Origin of the sequence: Escherichia sp. AM3, assembly GCF_032029835.1 — a bacterium.
In the GTDB taxonomy this organism is placed as follows: domain Bacteria; phylum Pseudomonadota; class Gammaproteobacteria; order Enterobacterales; family Enterobacteriaceae; genus Escherichia; species Escherichia coli.
Map to the genome: position 1 here is coordinate 20,733 of NZ_JAVUPQ010000006.1, position 18,200 is coordinate 38,932.

At 50.7% G+C, this 18,200-nt stretch carries 18 protein-coding genes; 6 read left to right on the forward strand and 12 right to left on the reverse strand.

What is annotated here, in order from left to right; all coding sequences use genetic code 11:
* Positions 1 to 200 precede the first annotated feature (200 nt).
* The 3 genes from RTW80_RS04505 to yebG all read right to left on the reverse strand — a co-directional run bounded on the left by RTW80_RS04505 (position 201) and on the right by yebG (position 1,900).
* Positions 201 to 860: a tellurite resistance TerB family protein gene (locus RTW80_RS04505; RefSeq protein WP_000024746.1), complete on the reverse strand. Its 660-nt coding sequence runs from the start codon at positions 858 to 860 to the stop codon at positions 201 to 203.
* Positions 861 to 1,186: 326 nt separating this feature from the next.
* The gene (gene yebF / locus RTW80_RS04510; protein ID WP_057109851.1) at positions 1,187 to 1,543 is read right to left on the reverse strand and encodes a protein YebF; all 357 of its coding nucleotides are present in this window, start codon (positions 1,541 to 1,543) and stop codon (positions 1,187 to 1,189) included.
* Positions 1,544 to 1,609: 66 nt separating this feature from the next.
* Entirely contained in the window at positions 1,610 to 1,900 is a 291-nt protein-coding gene (yebG, locus tag RTW80_RS04515) for a DNA damage-inducible protein YebG (protein ID WP_000257738.1), read from the reverse strand.
* Between the two features lie 133 nt (positions 1,901 to 2,033).
* Here yebG and purT point away from each other — a divergent pair, with 133 nt between their 5' ends.
* A complete protein-coding gene (gene purT, locus RTW80_RS04520; RefSeq protein WP_032247551.1) occupies positions 2,034 to 3,212 on the forward strand; it encodes a formate-dependent phosphoribosylglycinamide formyltransferase in 1,179 nt (392 codons plus the stop codon).
* Positions 3,213 to 3,267: 55 nt separating this feature from the next.
* Here purT and kdgA read toward each other — a convergent pair whose 3' ends face one another.
* From kdgA to zwf, 3 genes are all read right to left on the reverse strand, one after another.
* Positions 3,268 to 3,909, reverse strand: coding sequence for a bifunctional 4-hydroxy-2-oxoglutarate aldolase/2-dehydro-3-deoxy-phosphogluconate aldolase (gene kdgA, locus RTW80_RS04525; RefSeq protein ID WP_000800512.1), 642 nt, complete (start codon positions 3,907 to 3,909; stop codon positions 3,268 to 3,270).
* Between the two features lie 36 nt (positions 3,910 to 3,945).
* Entirely contained in the window at positions 3,946 to 5,757 is a 1,812-nt protein-coding gene (gene edd / locus RTW80_RS04530; protein WP_001069486.1) for a phosphogluconate dehydratase, read from the reverse strand.
* Between the two features lie 234 nt (positions 5,758 to 5,991).
* Positions 5,992 to 7,467: a glucose-6-phosphate dehydrogenase gene (zwf, locus tag RTW80_RS04535; protein WP_000301727.1), complete on the reverse strand. Its 1,476-nt coding sequence runs from the start codon at positions 7,465 to 7,467 to the stop codon at positions 5,992 to 5,994.
* Positions 7,468 to 7,804: 337 nt separating this feature from the next.
* Between zwf and hexR the strand changes: the two genes are divergently transcribed.
* Together hexR and pyk are read left to right on the forward strand one after the other, a co-directional pair.
* Complete coding sequence (hexR, locus tag RTW80_RS04540; protein ID WP_001056706.1) at positions 7,805 to 8,674, forward strand: DNA-binding transcriptional regulator HexR; 870 nt, start codon at positions 7,805 to 7,807, stop codon at positions 8,672 to 8,674.
* Between the two features lie 127 nt (positions 8,675 to 8,801).
* Entirely contained in the window at positions 8,802 to 10,244 is a 1,443-nt protein-coding gene (pyk, locus tag RTW80_RS04545) for a pyruvate kinase (protein WP_032247552.1), read from the forward strand.
* A gap of 130 nt (positions 10,245 to 10,374) precedes the next feature.
* On the opposite strand, the gene lpxM is transcribed toward pyk, so the two are convergent.
* The 3 genes from lpxM to znuA all read right to left on the reverse strand — a co-directional run bounded on the left by lpxM (position 10,375) and on the right by znuA (position 13,736).
* Positions 10,375 to 11,346 (reverse strand): lauroyl-Kdo(2)-lipid IV(A) myristoyltransferase, encoded by a 972-nt coding sequence (gene lpxM / locus RTW80_RS04550; protein ID WP_224465798.1) that lies wholly within the window; start codon positions 11,344 to 11,346, stop codon positions 10,375 to 10,377.
* Between the two features lie 119 nt (positions 11,347 to 11,465).
* On the reverse strand, positions 11,466 to 12,788 hold the full coding sequence (mepM, locus tag RTW80_RS04555; RefSeq protein ID WP_001184045.1) for a murein DD-endopeptidase MepM: 1,323 nt from the start codon (positions 12,786 to 12,788) through the stop codon (positions 11,466 to 11,468).
* 15 nt (positions 12,789 to 12,803) lie between these two features.
* Positions 12,804 to 13,736: a zinc ABC transporter substrate-binding protein ZnuA gene (znuA, locus tag RTW80_RS04560; RefSeq protein WP_001300644.1), complete on the reverse strand. Its 933-nt coding sequence runs from the start codon at positions 13,734 to 13,736 to the stop codon at positions 12,804 to 12,806.
* A gap of 78 nt (positions 13,737 to 13,814) precedes the next feature.
* Between znuA and znuC the strand changes: the two genes are divergently transcribed.
* Entirely contained in the window at positions 13,815 to 14,570 is a 756-nt protein-coding gene (znuC, locus tag RTW80_RS04565; protein WP_000202990.1) for a zinc ABC transporter ATP-binding protein ZnuC, read from the forward strand.
* Positions 14,567 to 15,352, forward strand: a complete 786-nt coding sequence (gene znuB / locus RTW80_RS04570; RefSeq protein ID WP_000571480.1) for a zinc ABC transporter permease subunit ZnuB — start codon at positions 14,567 to 14,569, stop codon at positions 15,350 to 15,352. Before znuC ends, znuB begins: the two co-directional genes overlap by 4 nt.
* Before the next feature lie 340 nt (positions 15,353 to 15,692).
* Here the strand turns inward: znuB and ruvB are convergent, their stop codons facing one another.
* The 3 genes from ruvB to yobI all read right to left on the reverse strand — a co-directional run bounded on the left by ruvB (position 15,693) and on the right by yobI (position 17,527).
* Entirely contained in the window at positions 15,693 to 16,703 is a 1,011-nt protein-coding gene (gene ruvB / locus RTW80_RS04575) for a Holliday junction branch migration DNA helicase RuvB (RefSeq protein WP_000568519.1), read from the reverse strand.
* 8 nt (positions 16,704 to 16,711) lie between these two features.
* Positions 16,712 to 17,323 carry a Holliday junction branch migration protein RuvA gene (gene ruvA / locus RTW80_RS04580; protein WP_000580327.1) on the reverse strand — a complete coding sequence of 204 codons (612 nt, stop codon included), beginning with the start codon at positions 17,321 to 17,323 and terminating at the stop codon, positions 16,712 to 16,714.
* A 138-nt stretch (positions 17,324 to 17,461) separates the two neighbouring features.
* Positions 17,462 to 17,527 (reverse strand): stress response small protein YobI, encoded by a 66-nt coding sequence (gene yobI, locus RTW80_RS04585; protein ID WP_072094247.1) that lies wholly within the window; start codon positions 17,525 to 17,527, stop codon positions 17,462 to 17,464.
* Between the two features lie 70 nt (positions 17,528 to 17,597).
* On the opposite strand from yobI, the gene RTW80_RS04590 reads away from it, so the two are divergent.
* Entirely contained in the window at positions 17,598 to 18,200 is a 603-nt protein-coding gene (locus tag RTW80_RS04590) for a YebB family permuted papain-like enzyme (RefSeq protein ID WP_063119334.1), read from the forward strand.

Consider the following 18,200-nt stretch of genomic DNA (forward strand, 5'->3'; position numbering starts at 1 on the left):
TCTTTCTGGTTGAAACATCTTATAAGGGTGGCAAAACTCACCGGGGATGCAAGCGAAACAGGGCAGTCATTGCTTAGATGATGACAGGTAATGGCGCGAATATCGAATGTTATGCAGACAGAGAAAATCAGCCTGTTCAAATGGCTGTGCGGTTCTGGATAGCCCGAAATAGTCAACTTCAGGCTATCCAGAGAGCGGGATTATTCCGCCAAAGTGCGTTTTTGCTGTTCGAGATCGCGTTCAATGCCTTCACGAACATCCTGGGGGATTTTCAGCGCGTCACCCAGTGCATTCAGGTAACTGCGTTCCATAAAATGGTCAATATCAATAGCCGCGCAACTCAGGAAATAGATTTCCAGCGCCTCTTCTTCATTGCGGACCCCGGTAGCCAGGCGTTGTGGATCCAGCGGTTGTTCGATTGCCTGCTCAATGAGTACACGCCCCTGCTCTTCCACGCCGGCTTCACGCAATTGCTGGTCGATTGCCGCACGTTCTTTGGCATCAATATGACCATCACTTTTAGCGGCAAAGACCAGCGCAAGGATCAAACGTTCTGTACGCTCATCCAGCGGCGTACTTTGCGCGCCAAACTGCGGTTCGTCCTGATGCGCCGCGCGAATTTTATCTTTGTATTTATTCCACAGCACCGTACCCGCTACCGCTCCGCCGCCAACCAGTAACGCGTTGGTGCCATATTTCGTAAGAAGTTTACGTGCTGATTTATTTGCGACCAGCAGCCCAGCCAGTCCGCCTAATGCGCCTGGCACTAACAGTTTGCCCAATCCCTGATCCGCAGACGAGGAGGTAGAAGAACTGCTTTGCCCAAGCAGGGATTGCAGTTGATTTAACCAGTTAGCCATATTTGCTCCTCAATAACCATTTTTAGTGCCTGTAGCATAGCGGATGAGGATGTCAGAAAATGTATATCGAGACAAAAGATGCGCAAATAAGCGGGGCGGTAGGCCGTTATTCAAAGAAATTCGCGCCAGGTAAGGTATTTACTGTATATCAGGTGATAAGGGTATTTTAGGTGAAAGTAGTTTGTCGTTTTGAGTGGCATTGTTTGATGCTGATTGCCCGATGCGACGCTGTTGCGTCTTCTCAGGCCTACGATTGTGGTGCGTTCTGGGGCGGACAAGGCACTCGCGCCGCATCCGCCAACGGTCAATCGAATTATCAGAAGCCATTAACGCCGCTGATATTCCGCCATTCCCGCTTTGCAGTCCACGCTGACCTGGTAATGAATATCGGCACTTTTACCACGCACGGTTAGCGGTACTGACCATTTATCATCTTTACCCTGAATGTCCTGCAAACTGACCCAAGCCACGGGATCGGCCTGACCGACAATTTTTTGATCATCTGCCCAACGCGCCACGCGATTTTGTTGATAATCACGTTTTACGCTCGCGGCAATTCCGGCAGCATCCAGACCTTCACACTTTGGGAAAGTGACCGACTTGCTGATTTCATTATTGGCAGCGAAAACTGATGCGCAGGCAGAAACCAACAACAGCCCTAAAAACGCCCCTCTTTTTTTCATGTTTTTCTCCATAGCACAATGATTCAGGAGAAAGCATGGTACAAATTGTCAGGAGCGCAAGTTGCTTCAGGCCGCGTGTGAGGCATCTTCCTCTTCGGATTCAGCACCGACGACCTGTGGGGACGGTAATTTGCCGGTTTTCAGAATGGTGCTCAGCACATCTTTTTGTTCTGCCAGCCATAGCGAAAGGGCTTCACGTTGCTCGTCTTCCATTTGCACTGGAGAATTTGTCAGCCAGGTGTCAAGCAGATCCGCCGTATCAAGCATTTTGTCATAAGCATCGGCTTCCTTTTTGCTGGTAAACGACATTTTCTCTTCGCCCTCACGAATGACTACGTATTTAACTTCAACCGCCATTTGCAGCCTCTCATAATAACTGTGATTTTATACAGTATATTTCTTTTCGGTTGAGAAATCAACATCAGCAATAAAGACACACGCAAACGTTTTCGTTTATACTGCGCGCGGAATTAATCAGGGGATATTCGTTATGACGTTATTAGGCACTGCGCTGCGTCCGGCAGCAACTCGCGTGATGTTATTAGGCTCCGGTGAACTGGGTAAAGAAGTGGCAATCGAGTGTCAGCGTCTCGGCGTAGAGGTGATTGCCGTCGATCGCTATTCCGACGCACCAGCCATGCATGTCGCGCATCGCTCCCATGTCATTAATATGCTTGATGGTGATGCATTACGCCGTGTGGTTGAACTGGAAAAACCACATTATATCGTGCCGGAGATCGAAGCTATTGCCACCGATATGCTGATCCAACTTGAAGAGGAAGGACTGAATGTTGTCCCCTGCGCTCGCGCAACGAAATTAACGATGAATCGCGAGGGTATCCGTCGCCTGGCGGCAGAAGAGCTGCAGCTGCCCACTTCCACTTATCGTTTTGCCGATAGCGAAAGCCTTTTCCGCGAGGCGATTGCCGCCATTGGCTATCCCTGCATTGTAAAACCGGTGATGAGCTCTTCCGGCAAGGGGCAGACGTTTATTCGCTCTGCAGAGCAACTTGCTCAGGCATGGGAATACGCTCAGCAAGGCGGTCGCGCCGGAGCGGGCCGCGTAATTGTTGAAGGCGTCGTTAAGTTTGACTTCGAAATTACCCTGCTAACCGTCAACGCGGTGGATGGCGTCCATTTCTGTGCACCAGTAGGTCATCGCCAGGAAGATGGCGACTACCGTGAATCCTGGCAACCACAGCAAATGAGCCCGCTTGCCCTTGAACGTGCGCAGGAGATTGCCCGTAAAGTGGTGCTGGCACTGGGCGGTTATGGGTTGTTTGGTGTCGAGCTATTTGTCTGTGGTGATGAGGTGATTTTCAGTGAGGTCTCCCCTCGTCCACATGATACCGGGATGGTGACGTTAATTTCTCAAGATCTCTCAGAGTTTGCCCTGCATGTACGTGCCTTCCTCGGACTTCCGGTTGGCGGGATCCGTCAGTATGGTCCTGCAGCTTCTGCCGTTATTCTGCCACAACTGACCAGTCAGAATGTCACGTTTGATAATGTGCAGAATGCCGTAGGCGCAGATTTGCAGATTCGTTTATTTGGTAAGCCGGAAATTGATGGCAGCCGTCGTCTGGGTGTTGCGCTGGCGACCGCTGAGAGTGTTGTTGACGCCATTGAACGCGCGAAGCACGCCGCCGGACAGGTAAAAGTACAGGGTTAAACCCGGCAAAAAAACGCTACAAAAATGCCCGATCCTCGATCGGGCATTTTGACTTTTACAGCTTAGCGCCTTCTACAGCTTCACGCGCCAGCTTAGTAATGCGGTCGTAATCGCCCGCTTCCAGCGCATCTGCCGGAACCAGCCAGGAACCACCGATGCACAGCACGCTTTTCAGCGCCAGGTAGTCACGGTAGTTAGCCGGAGAAATACCACCCGTTGGGCAGAAACGGACCTGGGAGAACGGACCCGCGATCGCCTGCAGGGCTTTCACGCCGCCGTTAGCTTCAGCCGGGAAGAATTTGAACTCTTTCAAACCGTAGTCCATACCCAGCATCAGTTCGGAAACAGTGCTGATCCCCGGAATCAGAGGAATAGTCCCTTCGGTAGCAGCTTTCAGCAGCGGCTCGGTCAGACCCGGGCTAATTGCGAACTGTGCACCCGCTTCAGTGACTTCTGCCAGCTGCTGTGGATTCAGCACCGTACCGGCACCCACAATCGCTTCAGGCACTTCTTTGGCGATAGCACGGATAGCGTCAACTGCACACTCGGTACGCAGAGTCACTTCCAGAACGCGCACCCCACCAGCAACCAACGCTTTTGCCATCGGCACCGCGTGTTCCAGTTTTTTTACCACGATAACCGGTACAACCGGGCCGGTGGTCAGGATTGATTCTGCACTTGTTTTCCAGTTTTTCATCAGAGTTTTCTCTCGCCTGATTACAAATTTGTCGTCTTAAAAAGTGATACAGGTTGCGCCCTGTTCGGCACCGGACAGTTTTTCACGCAAGGCGCTGAATAATTCACGTCCTGTTCCCACGCGTGACGCGCTCAGGTCAGGAATGTGCGGTTCGCGAGCAGCCAGTTCCGCTTCGTCTACCAGCAGCGTCAGTTCGCCTGTCTGTCCATTCACACGAATGATGTCCCCGTCGCGCACTTTTGCCAGCAGCCCGCCATCGTAGGCTTCTGGTGTTACGTGGATAGCTGACGGCACTTTACCTGAAGCGCCGGAGAGTCGTCCATCGGTAACTAACGCAATTTTGAAACACCGGTCCAATAATACACCAAGTGGCGGCATGAGTTTATGTAATTCTGGCATTCCGTTCGCTTTTGGCCCCTGATGACGGACAACAACGACACAATCGCGGTCCAGCAAACCCGCTTCAAAGGCCGGCATAACGTCATGCTGGCTTTCAAAAACAACCGCTGGCGCTTCAATCACCTGGTTCTCAACCGGCACGGCAGAGGTTTTCATAACCGCACGGCCCAGGTTACCGCTTAACACTTTTGTCCCACCATGATGAGAGAAAGGTTGTTCGAAGGAAGCGATCACATTGCCGTCGAGTGATTTTTCCGCCCCTTCCCGCCAGTCCAGTTCACCATTATTCAGCCATGGTTCAAGCGTATAACGAGACAGACCAAAGCCTGCCACCGTATTGACATCTTCATGCAGCAGACCTGCTTTGAGCAGTTCACGCACCAGAACCGGTACGCCACCTGCCGCCTGGAAGTGGTTAATATCGGCCGGACCGTTCGGGTAGAGACGTGCCATCAGCGGTACAACATCAGAAAGGTCAGAGAAGTCATCCCAGTTAATCTGAATACCGGCCGCGCGCGCCATCGCCACCAGGTGCATGGTGTGGTTAGTGGAACCACCGGTCGCCAGCAGTGCAACAATACCGTTCACCACCACTTTCTCATCGATCATCTTACCGATCGGCATCCATTCATTACCATTACCGGTCATGCGTGTAACCTGACGCGCAGCGGCAGCGGTCAAAGCATCGCGCAGCGGAGAGTCCGGATGAACAAAAGAAGAGCCTGGCAACTGCATCCCCATAAACTCCACCACCATCTGGTTGGTGTTGGCAGTACCGTAGAAAGTACATGTTCCCGGCGCATGATAAGACGCGGCTTCTGACTCCAGTAGGGCCATGCGGTCCACTTTACCTTCGGCATAAAGCTGGCGAATACGCACTTTTTCTTTATTTGGCAAACCGCTTGCCATCGGTCCAGACGGTACAAACACCGCAGGCAAATGACCAAACGACAGGGCTGCCATCGTCAGACCCGGGACAATCTTGTCGCACACCCCGAGGAACAGAGCACCATCAAACATGTTATGGGACAGCCCGACCGCCGCAGACATCGCTATCACTTCGCGGCTTAGCAGCGACAATTCCATTCCATCCTGCCCCTGGGTGACACCATCACACATCGCCGGAACACCGCCCGCAACCTGACCAACCGCATTCGCTTCATGCAGGGCTTTACGAATGATTTCTGGATAGTGTTCATAAGGCTGGTGCGCGGAGAGCATGTCGTTATAGGAGGTGATGATGGCGATATTGTTACGCAACATGCTTTTCAAAGAGGCTTTGTCTTCTGGCTGGCAGGCAGCGAAACCGTGTGCCAGGTTACCGCATGCCAACTGCGAACGATGAACGGTCGACGTTTTCGCTTGTTCTATCCGGGCGAGATAAGCAGAGCGAGTCTCGCGCGAACGTTCAATGATTCGATTTGTTACGCGTAACATTTGTGGATTCATAAAGGCTCCTGAAATTGAGTTGTCAGAGCAGGATGATTCACAACGCGTTTCATTCAGAGGATTTATGAGTGAAACGCCTGTAACCGGAGCTCATAGGGCAAAAACGTTTCAGTCAGTGTAATAAAAAAAGCCTCGTGGGTGAATCCGCACGAGGCCTGAAAGTGTAAAAATTGTTCTACAATCTGCGCAAGATCATGTTACCGGTAAAATAACCATAAAGGATAAGCGCAGATATTACTCAAACTCATTCCAGGAACGACCATCACGGGTAATCATCGCCACCGAGGCAACGGGTCCCCAGGTTCCGGCCTGATACGGTTTCGGCGCATCATTGTCCATCGCCCACGCCTCAGTAATGGAGTCTACCCATTTCCAGGCTTCTTCCACTTCGTCGCGACGTACAAACAGTGCCTGAATACCACGCATGGTTTCCAGCAGCAAACGTTCATAGGCATCCGCCAGATGCGTCTGATTAAAGGTTTCTGAATAGCTCAGATCCAGCTTGGTGATTTGCAGGTTATGTTTGTGGTCAAGGCCAGGAACTTTATTCAGTACCTGGATATCCACGCCTTCATCAGGTTGCAGACGGATAGTCAGTTTATTCTGCGGCAGATCCTGCCACGATTCTTTAAACAGATTCAGTTCAGGTGTTTTGAAATAGACCACGACTTCAGAACATTTGGTCGGCAGACGTTTACCAGTACGCAGGTAGAATGGCACACCGGCCCAGCGCCAGTTATCAATGTCGACGCGGATCGCCACGAAAGTTTCTGTATTGCTGCTCTTGTTCGCGCCCTCTTCTTCCAGATATCCCGGCACTTTTTTGCCCTGGGCGAAGCCCGCAGTATATTGCCCGCGTACGGTTTTTTCGCGTACGTTGGAGCGGTCGATGCGGCGCAGAGACTTCAGTACTTTCACTTTTTCATCGCGGATGCTGTCTGCGCTCAGGTCAGACGGCGGAGACATCGCAATCATGCAAAGAATTTGCAGCAGGTGGTTCTGGATCATGTCGCGCATCTGACCGGCTTTATCAAAATAGCCCCAGCGCCCTTCGATCCCCACTTCTTCTGCCACGGTAATCTCAACATGATCAATGGTGCGATTGTCCCAGTTATTCACAAACAGGGAGTTAGCAAAACGCAGCGCCAACAGGTTCAGCACCGTTTCTTTACCAAGATAGTGGTCGATACGGTAAACCTGGCACTCCTCGAAGTATTCGCCAACCTGATCATTGATTTCCTGCGAGGTCGCCAGCGACGTCCCCAGCGGTTTCTCCATGACTACGCGTGCCGGTTTAGCATTCAGTTTTGCCTCGCCAAGCCCTTTGCAAATTGCGCCAAAAGTGCTGGGCGGCATGGCAAAGTAGTTAATGGTGATACGATTTTTTTGATCCAGCATCGCGCCGAGACGGCTGAATGCAGCAGTGTCATTGACATCGAGATTACAAAAATCCAGACGTGCACTCAGGGTGTCCCATAAACCTTCATCAATGGTTTCTTTCATGAAAGTTTCGAGCGCCTCGCGGACAACTTTGGTATATGCCGCTTTATCCCAGTCAGCACGCCCTACGCCGATAATCCGGGTGTCCGGGTTGAGCTGACCGGCTTTTTCCAGTTGATACAGGGAAGGCAGCAATTTACGACGCGCAAGGTCGCCTTTCGCGCCGAAAATGACCAGGTCACAGGCCTGGGCTGTTTGCGTTACCGCCATGTCATTCTCCTTAAGTTAACTAACCCGGTACTTAAGCCAGGGTATACTTGTAATTTTCTTACGGTGCACTGTACTGCTTTTACGAGCTTGCGAAAACTGTAAACGCTTATCCACCCGTGCGATTACGGGAAAAGCGCGCAAAGTGCGGCAAAACTGATAAAAAAATCATCGTTTTCCATTGGGTAAAAATCTGACACTGATCATGTTATGAAAAAAAATAACAACTTTTTTATCTGCTTTTGTCATTAACACGGCACACAGGCGTAATATCTGACAAAACTGCATTTCGATTTCTTTCAGTGCGGAAATCGTCATTACCCGTGAGTCTCTTTACATCATGAATATGCTGGAAAAAATCCAGTCTCAGCTGGAACATTTGAGCAAATCAGAGCGCAAAGTTGCCGAGGTCATTCTGGCTTCGCCCGATAACGCGATCCATTCGAGTATTGCTGCTATGGCACTGGAAGCCAATGTTAGCGAACCGACGGTGAATCGTTTCTGTCGCAGCATGGACACGCGCGGTTTTCCTGATTTTAAACTTCATCTGGCACAGAGTCTGGCGAATGGCACTCCCTATGTTAATCGCAATGTCAATGAAGATGACAGCGTTGAATCATACACAGGGAAAATATTTGAGTCCGCAATGGCAACGCTTGATCATGTCCGTCATTCACTGGATAAATCTGCCATCAACCGCGCCGTCGACTTGCTCACTCAGGCAAAAAAAATCGCCTTTTTCGGATTAGGCTCTTCAGCCGCCGTTGCCCACGATGCGATGAATAAGTTCTTTCGTTTTAATGTTCCGGTGGTGTACTCCGATGATATCGTGCTGCAACGCATGAGTTGTATGAATTGTAGCGACGGAGACGTGGTGGTGCTGATTTCTCACACTGGAAGAACAAAAAATCTGGTCGAGCTGGCGCAGCTGGCACGCGAAAACGACGCCATGGTGATTGCCCTCACCTCTGCGGGTACCCCGCTCGCCCGGGAAGCAACGCTGGCAATTACCCTCGACGTACCGGAAGATACTGACATTTATATGCCCATGGTTTCTCGACTTGCACAGCTGACCGTGATAGATGTGCTGGCGACAGGATTTACTTTGCGACGCGGTGCAAAATTCAGAGATAACTTGAAGCGGGTCAAAGAAGCGCTGAAGGAATCGCGTTTTGATAAGCAGTTACTTAATTTAAGTGACGATCGCTAAAAACGACTGTCACTGTCCTAATCTTATACGACATCCGAATGAGATTAATTTATCGCCATCGCGGCGTTATTTCATTCGGATTTCATGTTCAAGCAACACCTGGTTGTTTCAGTCAACGGAGTATTACATGTCCAGAAGGCTTCGCAGAACAAAAATCGTTACCACGTTAGGCCCAGCAACAGATCGCGATAATAATCTTGAAAAAGTTATCGCGGCGGGTGCCAACGTTGTACGTATGAACTTTTCTCACGGCTCGCCTGAAGATCACAAAATGCGCGCGGATAAAGTTCGTGAGATTGCCGCAAAACTGGGGCGTCATGTGGCTATTCTGGGTGACCTCCAGGGGCCCAAAATCCGTGTATCCACCTTTAAAGAAGGCAAAGTTTTCCTCAATATTGGGGATAAATTCCTGCTCGACGCCAACCTGGGTAAAGGTGAAGGCGACAAAGAAAAAGTCGGTATCGACTACAAAGGCCTGCCTGCTGACGTCGTGCCTGGTGACATCCTGCTGCTGGACGATGGTCGCGTCCAGTTAAAAGTACTGGAAGTTCAGGGCATGAAAGTGTTCACCGAAGTCACCGTCGGTGGTCCCCTCTCCAACAATAAAGGTATCAACAAACTTGGCGGCGGTTTGTCGGCTGAAGCGCTGACCGAAAAAGACAAAGCAGACATTAAGACTGCGGCGTTGATTGGCGTAGATTACCTGGCTGTCTCCTTCCCACGCTGTGGCGAAGATCTGAACTATGCCCGTCGCCTGGCACGCGATGCAGGATGTGATGCGAAAATTGTTGCCAAGGTTGAACGTGCGGAAGCCGTTTGCAGCCAGGATGCAATGGATGAAATCATCCTCGCCTCTGACGTGGTAATGGTTGCACGTGGCGACCTCGGTGTGGAAATTGGCGACCCGGAACTGGTCGGCATTCAGAAAGCGTTGATCCGTCGTGCGCGTCAGCTAAACCGAGCGGTAATCACGGCGACCCAGATGATGGAGTCAATGATTACTAACCCGATGCCGACGCGTGCAGAAGTCATGGACGTAGCAAACGCCGTTCTGGATGGTACTGACGCTGTGATGCTGTCTGCAGAAACTGCCGCTGGGCAGTATCCGTCAGAAACCGTTGCAGCCATGGCGCGCGTTTGCCTGGGTGCGGAAAAAATCCCGAGCATCAACGTTTCTAAACACCGTCTGGACGTTCAGTTCGACAATGTGGAAGAAGCTATTGCCATGTCAGCAATGTACGCAGCTAACCACCTGAAAGGCGTTACGGCGATCATCACCATGACCGAATCGGGTCGTACCGCGCTGATGACCTCCCGTATCAGCTCTGGTCTGCCAATTTTCGCCATGTCGCGCCATGAACGTACGCTGAACCTGACTGCTCTCTATCGTGGCGTTACGCCGGTGCACTTTGATAGCGCTAATGACGGCGTAGCAGCTGCCAGCGAAGCGGTTAATCTGCTGCGCGATAAAGGTTACTTGATGTCTGGTGACCTGGTGATTGTCACCCAGGGCGACGTGATGAGTACCGTGGGTTCTACTAATACCACGCGTATTTTAACGGTAGAGTAAGTACGTTGCCGGATGCGGCGAAAACGCCACATCCGGCCTACAGTTCAATGATAGTTCAACAGATTTCGAATATTCTGAAGCAAACTTGAACTTATCATCAGGCGAAGGCCTCTCCTCGCGAGAGGCTTTTTTATTTGATGGGATAAAGATCTTTGCGCTTATACGGCTGGATTTCGCCCGGTTTGCGAGTTTTCAGCAATTTTAGTATCCAGGTGTATTGTTCTGGTCGCGGACCAACAAAAATCTCGACTTCTTCATTCATCCGCCGCGCAATCGTATGATCATCCGCCTCTAACAGATCATCCATCGGTGGGCGCACCTGAATCGTCAGACGATGCGTCTTGCCATCATAAATCGGAAACAGCGGTACAACGCGCGCACGGCACACTTTCATCAAACGACCAATCGCGGGCAACGTCGCTTTATAGGTGGCAAAGAAATCCACAAATTCGCTGTGCTCTGGGCCATGATCCTGATCGGGTAAATAATATCCCCAGTACCCCTGACGTACCGACTGGATGAATGGTTTAATACCGTCATTTCTCGCATGCAGACGACCGCCAAAGCGACGACGCACCGTGTTCCAGACATAATCAAAAACCGGGTTGCCCTGATTATGGAACATCGCTGCCATTTTCTGCCCTTGCGAGGCCATCAGCATGGCAGGAATATCGACGGCCCAACCGTGCGGCACCAGAAAGATAACTTTCTCGTTATTACGCCGCATCTCTTCGATGATCTCCAGCCCTTGCCAGTCAACGCGCGGCTGAATTTTCTCCGGCCCGCGTATTGCCAACTCAGCCATCATTGCCATCGCTTGCGGCGCGGTGGCAAACATCTCATCAACAATCGCTTCGCGTTCAGCTTCACTACGTTCTGGAAAGCAGAGCGACAGATTGATTAACGCACGACGGCGTGAGCTTTTTCCCAGTCGTCCGGCAAAACGTCCCAGCCGTGCCAGAATGGGATCACGGAACTTTGGCGGCGTTAAAGCGATACCCGCCATCGCTGCTACGCCCAGCCATGCTCCCCAGTAGCGCGGGTGGCAAAAGGATTTATCAAACTCAGGAATGTATTCGCTATTATTTTTTTTCGTTTCCATGCTTTTCCAGTTTCGGATAAGGCAAAAATCAATCTGGTGATAGTGTAGCGGCGCAACTTGCCCCGCACCAAATAAAAAAAGCCGGTACTGACTGCGTACCGGCTGCGAATGGATGTTAATTAATCAAACCGTAGCTGCGGCACAATCTCTTTGGCCTGCGCCAGGAATTCGCGACGATCGGAGCCGGTCAGCCCTTCGGTACGCGGCAGTTTTGCCGTCAGCGGGTTTACGGCCTGCTGGTTTATCCATACTTCATAGTGCAGATGCGGCCCGGTTGAACGTCCGGTATTACCGGAAAGCGCGATACGGTCGCCACGTTTCACCTTCTGTCCCGGTTTCACCAGAATCTTGCGCAAGTGCATATAACGCGTGGTGTAGCTGCGACCATGACGAATAGCCACATAATAACCTGCTGCGCCACTGCGTTTGGCAACCACCACTTCACCGTCACCCACTGAAAGCACTGGCGTACCCTGCGGCATGGCGAAATCAACACCTCTGTGTGGTGCAACGCGACCGGTCACCGGATTAGTACGACGCGGGTTAAAGTTAGACGAGATACGGAACTGTTTCGCCGTCGGGAATCGCAAGAATCCTTTCGCCAGACCAGTACCGTTACGATCGTAGAATTTGCCATCTTCAGCGCGGATAGCGTAATAATCTTTACCTTCTGAACGCAAACGTACGCCCAGCAGCTGGCTTTGCTCACGTTTACCATCAAGCATTTCTCGAGACATTAACACCGCAAATTCATCGCCTTTTTTCAGTTTGCGGAAATCCATTTGCCACTGCATGGCTTTAATCACTGCGCTCACTTCGGCGCTGGTTAAACCGGCGTTTCTGGCGCTGGCAACAAAGCTTCCCCCGACGGTACCTTTCAGCAGATTGTTAACCCACTCTCCTTGCTGCATTTCGCTGGTCATTTTAAAACCGTTAGCGGCAGTACGGTCATAGGTTCGGGTTTCACGACGAGACACTTCCCAGGTGAGGCGCTGCAGTTCGCCGTCCGCGGTTAATGTCCAGGAGAGTTGTTGACCGATTTTCAGGTTACGCAATTCTTTGTCGGCCGCAGCCAGTTGGGTGATATCACCCATATCAATACCATACTGATTGAGAATGCTGCTTAGCGTATCGCCAGTGGAAACAACATATTCATGCACGCCCGCTTCACCGGCGATTTTGTCATCCAGTTCGTCCTGGGGAATGGCTTCATCTTCTTGTGCAGCTTGATCAATCGGCTCACTGGCTTCAGGTAAGAGCGAACGAATTTCGTTCTGTTCCAGCTCAATGGTTTTGACAATTGGCGTGGCATCACGGTGATAAACATAAGGCCGCCAGACAGCGACGGCCAGAGTAAGAACGGTGAGCGACCCCAACATAACGCGGTGTGGTCGCGGTAAATTATTAAACGCCAGGGCGACAGAGCGGGCTATCTGTTGCACGTAATCACTTCCTCATTAATCTCCTTTCAGGCAGCTCGCATACTGGTTGGCTAATTGACTCAGGAATTCTGAATAGCTTGTTTTACCCAGTTTGATATTCGTCCCCAGGGGATCCAACGTTCCCATACGAACGGATGTCCCTCGTGCGACGCTCTCAACGACCGCTGGCCTGAACTGTGGCTCAGCAAAAACGCAGGTTGCTTTTTGCTCAACCAACTGTGTTCTTATTTCATGTAAACGCTGCGCGCCAGGTTGAATCTCAGGGTTAACGGTAAAATGACCAAGCGGTGTCAGTCCAAACTGTTTTTCGAAATAGCCGTAAGCATCGTGAAAAACGAAATAACCTTTCCCCTTGAGCGGCGCGAGCTCGTTACCAACCTGCGTTTCGGTTGAGGCTAATTGTGCCTCAAAATCCTTCAGGTTGGCGTCAAGTTTGGCTCGACTTTGCGGCATAAGTTCCACTAATTTTCCATGGATTGCAACCGCTGTAGCCCGCGCTATCTCTGGGGAAAGCCAAAGATGCATGTTGAAATCGCCGTGATGGTGATCTTCGTCACTTTTTTCCGCGTGGTCGTGATCATCATCATCGCCGTGAATACTTTTCATCAGTAGCGGTTTCACATCTTCAAGCTGCGCAATCGTTACCTGCTTCGCTCCTGGTAATTTGCTTACCGGTTTTTGCATAAACGCTTCCATCTCCGGGCCAACCCAAACGACTAAGTCCGCGTTCTGTAAGCGTTTTACATCCGATGGGCGCAGTGAATAATCATGTTCTGAAGCGCCGTCAGGAAGTAAAACCTCTGTTTCTGTTACCCCATCAGCAATGGCAGAAGCGATGAACCCAACGGGTTTAAGCGAAGCGACAACGGCGGCATCTGCGGCCTGTGTTGCACCTCCCCAGAGAGCGGCGGATAATGCTGCGAAAAGAAGCGTTTTTTTATGTAACATAATGCGACCAATCATCGTAATGAATATGAGAAGTGTGATATTATAACATTTCATGACTACTGCAAGACTAAAATTAACATGACAAGTCTGGTTTCCCTGGAAAATGTCTCGGTTTCTTTTGGCCAACGCCGCGTCCTCTCTGATGTGTCGCTGGAACTTAAACCTGGAAAAATTTTGACTTTACTTGGGCCAAATGGCGCAGGTAAGTCGACACTGGTACGGGTAGTGCTCGGGCTGGTAACACCCGATGAAGGGGTTATCAAGCGCAACGGAAAACTGCGCATCGGCTATGTACCGCAGAAGCTGTATCTCGACACCACGTTGCCACTGACCGTAAACCGTTTTTTACGCTTACGCCCTGGTACACATAAAGAAGATATTTTGCCTGCACTGAAACGTGTTCATGCCGGGCACCTGATTAACGCACCGATGCAAAAGCTCTCTGGTGGCGAAACGCAGCGTGTACTGTTAGCGCGAGCATTGTTAAATCGCCCGCAATTATTAGTGCTGGATGAACCCACTCAAGGCGTGGATGTAAATGGCCAGGTGGCGTTATATGACCTTATTGACCAACTGCGTCGTGAACTGGATTGTGGCGTTTTAATGGTTTCTCACGATCTGCATCTGGTGATGGCAAAAACCGATGAAGTGCTGTGCCTGAATCACCACATTTGTTGTTCCGGCACACCGGAAGTTGTTTCCCTGCATCCGGAGTTTATTTCAATGTTTGGTCCTCGTGGTGCTGAACAACTGGGTATCTATCGCCATCATCATAACCATCGTCACGATTTACAGGGACGAATTGTTTTGCGTCGGGGAAATGATCGCTCATGATTGAATTATTATTTCCCGGTTGGTTAGCCGGGATCATGCTCGCCTGTGCCGCGGGTCCGCTGGGTTCGTTTGTAGTCTGGCGTCGTATGTCTTATTTCGGTGATACGCTGGCTCATGCCTCATTACTTGGCGTCGCGTTTGGTTTGTTGCTGGACGTGAATCCATTCTATGCGGTGATTGCCGTTACGCTGCTGCTGGCGGGCGGTCTGGTATGGCTGGAGAAGCGTCCACAGCTGGCGATCGACACGTTATTAGGGATTATGGCGCACAGTGCCCTGTCGCTGGGCCTGGTGGTCGTGAGTCTGATGTCTAATATTCGTGTTGATTTGATGGCTTACCTGTTCGGTGATTTGCTGGCAGTGACGCCAGAAGATCTCATCTCTATTGCGATTGGCGTGGTCATCGTGGTGGCTATTTTGTTCTGGCAATGGCGCAATTTGCTGTCAATGACGATAAGCCCGGATCTGGCGTTTGTTGATGGTGTGAAATTACAGCGAGTGAAATTGTTGTTGATGCTGGTGACGGCATTGACGATTGGTGTAGCGATGAAATTTGTCGGTGCGTTGATTATTACTTCGTTGCTGATTATTCCTGCTGCTACTGCGCGTCGCTTTGCCCGCACGCCGGAACAGATGGCTGGTGTCGCTGTTTTGGTGGGGATGGTGGCAGTGACTGGCGGTTTAACCTTTTCCGCGGTTTACGATACGCCGGCGGGTCCGTCGGTGGTGCTATGTGCGGCACTGTTATTTATTCTCAGTATGATGAAAAAGCAGGCCAGCTAATCTATCGCTGAACACATTTGTCGGATGCGGCGCGAGCGCCTTATCCGACCTACGGTTCGCTATCTCTGGCTGGCCTGATAAGACGCGAACAGCGTCGCATCAGGCACACTGCCAATGTCGGATGCGGTGCGAGCGCCTTATCTGACCTACGGTTCGCTATCTCTCGTAGGCCGGATAAGACGCGAATAGCGTCGCATCAGGCACACTGCCAATGTCGGATGCGTCGCGAGCGCCTTATCCGAGCTACGGTTCGCTATCTCTGGTAGGCCGGATAAGACGCGAATAGCGTCGCATCAGGCACACTGCCAATTTCGGATGCGGTGCGAGCGACCAATCCGACTTACGGCATTTCTGGCGGCGTTATGCCAAAGTGATTCCACGCCCGCGTCGTCGCCATACGCCCACGCGGTGTACGCTGCAAAAAGCCTTGCTGAATCAAATAAGGTTCCAGCACATCCTCAATGGTTTCACGTTCTTCGCCAATGGCTGCCGCAAGGTTATCCAGACCTACCGGCCCACCAAAGAACTTATCGATTACCGCCAGCAATAACTTGCGGTCCATATAATCGAAACCTTCAGCATCGACATTCAACATATCCAACGCCTGAGCAGCGATATCTGCCGAGATGGTGCCATCGTGCTTCACTTCGGCGAAATCACGCACTCGACGCAGCAGACGGTTGGCAATGCGCGGCGTACCGCGAGCGCGACGAGCAACTTCCAGCGCCCCGTCATCACTCATCTCAAGCCCCATAAAGCGTGCGCTGCGACTGACGATATATTGCAGATCCGGCACCTGATAAAACTCCAGACGTTGCACAATCCCAAAACGGTCGCGCAACGGTGATGTCAGCGAACCTGCGCGCGTGGTTGCACCAATCAGGGTAAACGGCGGCAAATCAATTTTAATGGAGCGTGCCGCCGGACCTTCACCAATCATGATATCCAGTTGGTAGTCTTCCATTGCCGGGTACAGCACTTCTTCAACAACTGGCGATAAACGGTGGATCTCATCAATAAACAGCACGTCATGCGGTTCAAGGTTAGTGAGCATCGCAGCCAAATCGCCCGCCTTTTCCAGCACCGGACCAGAAGTCGTGCGTAAATTAACGCCCATTTCATTGGCGACAATGTTGGCAAGCGTAGTTTTACCCAACCCCGGAGGACCAAAAATCAACAAATGATCGAGGGCATCGCCGCGCAGTTTCGCTGCTTTGATGAAAATCTCCATCTGTGAACGAACCTGCGGCTGACCAACATACTCTTCCAGTAATTTAGGGCGAATGGCGCGATCTGCTACATCTTCCGGCAAAGTGGTACCGGCAGAAATCAGACGGTCTGCTTCAATCATCCTTTACCTCATAACGCGGCGCGTAGGGCTTCGCGAATTAATGTTTCACTGCTGGCGTCAGGCCGAGCGATTTTGCTCACCATGCGGCTGGCTTCTTGTGGTTTATAGCCCAGCGCCACCAGCGCAGCAACCGCTTCCTGTTCAGCATCGTTGGTTGCCGGGCTGGCAGGCGACGTGAGCACCAGATCGGCGGCTGGCGTAAAGAGATCGCCATGCAGACCTTTAAATCGGTCTTTCATTTCAACAATCAAGCGTTCGGCGGTTTTTTTGCCAATACCCGGCAGTTTCACCAGCGCCCCCACTTCTTCACGCTCAACGGCATTAACGAACTGCTGCGCTGACATTCCGGAGAGGATCGCCAGCGCCAACTTCGGGCCGACGCCGTTGGTTTTGATCAACTCTTTGAACAACGTGCGCTCTTGTTTATTGTTAAAACCGTACAGCAGCTGCGCGTCTTCACGCACCACAAAGTGGGTGAAAACGATCGCTTCCTGTCCCGCTTCAGGGAGTTCATAAAAACAGGTCATCGGCATATGCACTTCATAGCCTACGCCGCCCACTTCAATTAACACCAGCGGGGGTTGTTTTTCAATGATGATGCCTCTGAGTCTGCCTATCACATGACGCTCCTGCGTAATGAATCAAAGATAATGCTGTATGATAAAAAAATGCTGGATAGATATCCAGCGAAGGATGAAGAAAACTTGCGAGGTGTCTCGATGATCTGAAAAATGGCACAGTATAATTTATTCTACAGGTTATTTTGGAAGCAAATATTTTAATATTACATATTCAGTGAAAAAATGCGTAATAAAAATATACATTGCGCCTCCTGAAAAAATAAATTTTTTATGCTATTACGTATATTCGTATCTATTTCAATGGAATGACAACGTGAATATTAATTACCCTGCTGAATATGAAATTGGAGATATCGCCTTTACATGTATAGGTGCTGCCTTATTTGGTCAAATATCAGCTGCATCAAATTGTTGGAGTAATCACGTCGGGATCATTATCGGTCATAACGGTGAAGACTTCCTGGTTGCAGAAAGCCGGGTTCCCCTCTCAACCATCACTACGCTATCCCTTTTTATTAAACGCTCTGCTAATCAACGCTATGCTATAAAGCGATTAGACGCTGGGCTGACAGAACAACAAAAACAACGAATTGTTGAACAGGTTCCCTCCCGGCTACGCAAACTTTACCACACCGGTTTTAAATACGAATCTTCGCGCCAGTTCTGTTCAAAATTTGTCTTTGATATTTATAAAGAGGCGCTATGTATTCCGGTGGGTGAAATAGAGACGTTTGGAGAATTGTTAAATAGCAATCCGAATGCAAAACTCACTTTCTGGAAATTCTGGTTCCTGGGTTCTATTCCGTGGGAGCGTAAAACCGTTACGCCAGCCAGTTTGTGGCATCATCCGGGTTTGGTGTTGATTCATGCGGAGGGAGTGGAAACGCCTCAGCCGGAACTGACCGAGGCGGTATAA

What these genes read in the sequence shown, in the direction of transcription:
- RTW80_RS04505 (WP_000024746.1), bottom strand. Translation starts at nt 860, where the DNA reads ATGGCTAACTGGTTAAATCAACTGCAATCCCTGCTTGGGCAAAGCAGT.
- yebF (WP_057109851.1), bottom strand. Translation starts at nt 1,543, where the DNA reads ATGAAAAAAAGAGGGGCGTTTTTAGGGCTGTTGTTGGTTTCTGCCTGC.
- yebG (WP_000257738.1), bottom strand. Translation starts at nt 1,900, where the DNA reads ATGGCGGTTGAAGTTAAATACGTAGTCATTCGTGAGGGCGAAGAGAAA.
- purT (WP_032247551.1), top strand. Translation starts at nt 2,034, where the DNA reads ATGACGTTATTAGGCACTGCGCTGCGTCCGGCAGCAACTCGCGTGATG.
- kdgA (WP_000800512.1), bottom strand. Translation starts at nt 3,909, where the DNA reads ATGAAAAACTGGAAAACAAGTGCAGAATCAATCCTGACCACCGGCCCG.
- edd (WP_001069486.1), bottom strand. Translation starts at nt 5,757, where the DNA reads ATGAATCCACAAATGTTACGCGTAACAAATCGAATCATTGAACGTTCG.
- zwf (WP_000301727.1), bottom strand. Translation starts at nt 7,467, where the DNA reads ATGGCGGTAACGCAAACAGCCCAGGCCTGTGACCTGGTCATTTTCGGC.
- hexR (WP_001056706.1), top strand. Translation starts at nt 7,805, where the DNA reads ATGAATATGCTGGAAAAAATCCAGTCTCAGCTGGAACATTTGAGCAAA.
- pyk (WP_032247552.1), top strand. Translation starts at nt 8,802, where the DNA reads ATGTCCAGAAGGCTTCGCAGAACAAAAATCGTTACCACGTTAGGCCCA.
- lpxM (WP_224465798.1), bottom strand. Translation starts at nt 11,346, where the DNA reads ATGGAAACGAAAAAAAATAATAGCGAATACATTCCTGAGTTTGATAAA.
- znuA (WP_001300644.1), bottom strand. Translation starts at nt 13,736, where the DNA reads ATGTTACATAAAAAAACGCTTCTTTTCGCAGCATTATCCGCCGCTCTC.
- znuC (WP_000202990.1), top strand. Translation starts at nt 13,815, where the DNA reads ATGACAAGTCTGGTTTCCCTGGAAAATGTCTCGGTTTCTTTTGGCCAA.
- znuB (WP_000571480.1), top strand. Translation starts at nt 14,567, where the DNA reads ATGATTGAATTATTATTTCCCGGTTGGTTAGCCGGGATCATGCTCGCC.
- ruvB (WP_000568519.1), bottom strand. Translation starts at nt 16,703, where the DNA reads ATGATTGAAGCAGACCGTCTGATTTCTGCCGGTACCACTTTGCCGGAA.